This window comes from Burkholderia sp. Ac-20384, assembly GCF_017104605.1.
In the GTDB taxonomy this organism is placed as follows: Bacteria; Pseudomonadota; Gammaproteobacteria; order Burkholderiales; family Burkholderiaceae; genus Burkholderia; species Burkholderia lata.
Genome location: NZ_JAAGPE010000529.1, coordinates 1 through 3,445 on the forward strand (window position 1 = coordinate 1; position 3,445 = coordinate 3,445).

The window sequence follows — 3,445 nt, forward strand, 5'->3', positions numbered from 1 at the left end:
TCGCGCCCGCCCGGCCGCAGCGGGCGCCGAAGGCAGCTCGATCCGCGTCGGCGTCGAGAAGGTCGACCAGCTGATCAACCTGGTCGGCGAACTCGTGATCACGCAGGCGATGCTCGCGGAAACCGCGAGCGCGTTCGATCCGGCGCTGCACGACCGCCTGTTCAACGGGATGGCTCAGCTCGAGCGCAACGCGCGCGACCTGCAGGAAGCCGTGATGTCGATCCGCATGATGCCGATGGACTACGTGTTCAGCCGCTTCCCGCGCCTCGTGCGCGACCTCGCCGGCAAGCTCGGCAAGCAGGTCGAACTCGTCACGTTCGGCCAGGCGACCGAGCTCGACAAGAGCCTGATCGAACGGATCATCGATCCGCTGACCCACCTCGTGCGCAACAGCCTCGACCACGGGATCGAGACGGTCGACAAGCGCGTCGCCGCCGGCAAGGACGCCGTGGGCCAGCTCGTGCTGTCGGCCGCGCATCACGGCGGCAACATCGTGATCGAGGTGAGCGACGACGGCGCGGGCCTGAACCGCGAACGCATTCTCGCGAAGGCCGCGAAACAGGGCATGCAGGTGTCCGACAACATCAGCGACGACGAAGTCTGGCAGCTGATCTTCGCGCCGGGCTTCTCGACCGCCGAGACGGTGACCGACGTGTCGGGCCGTGGCGTCGGGATGGACGTCGTGAAGCGCAACATCCAGTCGATGGGCGGCCACGTCGAGATCACGTCGGTGGCCGGCCGCGGCACGACCACGCGGATCGTGCTGCCGCTGACGCTCGCGATTCTCGACGGGATGTCGGTGAAGGTCGGCAACGAGATCTTCATCCTGCCGCTGAACTTCGTGATGGAGTCGCTGCAGCCGTCGAACGACGACATCTACACGGTCGGCAACGGCGAGCGCGTGGTGCGCGTACGCGGCGAATACCTGCCGCTCGTCGCGCTGCACGAGGTGTTCTCGGTCGACGATGCGCGTACCGACCCGACGCAAGGGATCGTCACGATCATGGAAACCGAGGGACGCCGCTTCGCGATGCTGATCGACGAACTGGTCGGCCAGCAGCAGGTGGTCGTGAAGAACCTCGAAACCAATTACCGCAAGGTGCACGGCATCTCGGCGGCGACCATCCTCGGCGACGGCAGCGTCGCGTTGATCGTCGACGTCGCGGCGCTGAACCGCGAAACCCGTGCGATGCACGGCGCCCGTGCCGGCGCCGAGCTCGCGATGTTCTGATGTCTCTCGCCATTCAACCGCTTGGGGGCCAACGTGGCTGCTGAAGTCCAAATGATCAATCCGGCCGCGGCGAACGCGGCAACGAGCCGTCGCGACGCGGAGCAAGGCGACGCGACGGGCCAGGAATTCCTCGTGTTCACGCTCGGTGACGAGGAATACGGGATCGACATCCTGAAGGTGCAGGAAATCCGCGGCTACGACAGCGTCACGCGCATCGCGAACGCGCCGGAGTTCATCAAGGGCGTGATCAACCTGCGCGGGATCATCGTGCCGATCGTCGACATGCGGATCAAGTTCCATCTCGGCCGCGTCGAGTACGACCACCAGACCGTCGTGATCATCCTGAACGTCGCGCATCGCGTGGTCGGGATGGTGGTCGACGGCGTGTCGGACGTGCTGACGCTGCAGACCGACCAGATCATGCCGGCGCCGGAATTCGGCGCGACGCTGACGACCGAGTACCTGACGGGCCTCGGCACGGTCGACGGCCGGATGCTGATCCTGATGGACATCGAGAAGCTGATGTCGAGCCGTGAAATGGCGCTGATCGAGACGCTCGGCGGGTAAGCGCGCCGCGCGCGCAGGAATTTCGGGAGAATCTGCAATGTTGCATAACTGGTCGATCCGCACGACGCTCACGGTGGTCGGACTCATCCTCGTGGCGCTGGCCGCAGCTGTCGGCGGGCTCGGCCTGTACGCGCTGAATCACGCGAGCCGCTCGCTCGACGAGATCGCGCACGTCGACCTGCCGGCGATCCACACGCTCGACGACACGTCGTCGTATCTGCTGCGCGCGCGCGTGTCGCTCGACCGCTTCCGTTCGCTGACGGAAGGCGGCAACACGGCCGAAGCGGCCAAGGTGCTCGACCGCGCGCAGGAGCTGTACGCGAAGTCGAACCAGAACTGGCAGGCGTTCCAGTCGACGCCGAAGCTCGGCGTCGAGCAGGCGCTCGTCGACGAACTCACGACCCGCTACACGACGATCGTGAAGGAAGGCGTCGAGCCCGAATTCGCGGCCGCGCGCGCGGGCGACATGGCCGCGTACCACGCGGTCGCCGATACCAAGATCAGCCCGATGTTCGTCGCGTACGACCAGGCCGCGTCGGCCGTGATCGCATCGCTGCAGAAGCGCGCGGAAGATCGCCAGGCCGCGACGCAATCGCAGATCTCGCTGATGATCGGGCTGATCGCGGCCGGCATCGCGATCGCGTTCGTCGTCGTGATCGCGATCCGCTTCGCGCTGCGCGGGCTGATCGTGCAGCCGCTCGAGGACGCGATCGCGCACTTCGAGCGCATCGCCGGCGGCGACCTCACGCAGCCGGTCAACGTGTTCAGCACGAACGAGATCGGCCGCCTGTTCGGCGGCATCAAGCGGATGCAGGACGCCGTCACGACGATGGTGCAGGCCGTGCATCGCGGCACCGAGTCGATCGACGTCGGCGCGCGCGAGATCTCGACCGGCAACACCGACCTGTCGCAGCGTACCGAGGAGCAGGCCGCCTCGCTGCAGGAAACCGCGTCGAGCATGGAGCAGCTGACGGGCACCGTGCGGCAGAACGCGGAGAATGCGCGGCAGGCCAGCCAGCTCGCGGTGAACGCATCGGACATCGCGACGCAGGGCGGCGACGTGGTCGGCCAGGTCGTGTCGACGATGCAGGACATCGCGGCGAGCTCGGGCAAGGTCGTCGACATCATCGGCACGATCGAAGGCATCGCGTTCCAGACCAACATCCTCGCGCTGAACGCGGCGGTCGAAGCCGCCCGCGCGGGTGAACAGGGCCGCGGCTTCGCGGTGGTCGCGGGCGAAGTGCGCTCGCTCGCACAGCGCAGCGCGAGCGCCGCGAAGGAAATCAAGACGCTGATCGGCGATTCGGCCGAGAAGGTCGAAAGCGGGTCGGCGCTCGTGTCACGCGCCGGCTCGACGATGGACGAGATCGTGCAGGCCGTGCGCCGCGTGACCGACATCATGGGCGAGATCAGCGCCGCGTCGGACGAGCAGTCGACCGGCATCGAGCAGGTCAACCGCGCGGTCGGCCAGATGGATTCGGTCACGCAGCAGAACGCGGCGCTCGTCGAGCAGGCGGCGGCCGCGGCTGCGTCGCTCGAAGAGCAGACGCGCCAGATGAAGACGATCGTGTCGGGCTGGCGCGTGATGGGCGGCATCACGCTCGCGCCGTCGCGCGGTGTGGCGCGGCCGGTCGCGCACGCGCCCGC

General features: G+C 67.4%; 3 protein-coding genes. All 3 read left to right on the forward strand.

All coding sequences use genetic code 11. The features are described 5' to 3' along the window. Positions 1-1,231, forward strand: a 1,231-nt coding sequence (locus G3O00_RS41145) for a chemotaxis protein CheW (protein WP_206146429.1), incomplete at its 5' end; no start/stop codon positions are given. Between the two features lie 51 nt (positions 1,232-1,282). Continuing rightward, complete coding sequence (gene cheW, locus G3O00_RS41150) at positions 1,283-1,798, forward strand: chemotaxis protein CheW (RefSeq protein ID WP_043185043.1); 516 nt, start codon at positions 1,283-1,285, stop codon at positions 1,796-1,798. Between the two features lie 37 nt (positions 1,799-1,835). Continuing rightward, positions 1,836-3,445: methyl-accepting chemotaxis protein (locus G3O00_RS41155; protein WP_206146430.1), on the forward strand; the 1,610-nt coding region annotated here is incomplete at its 3' end.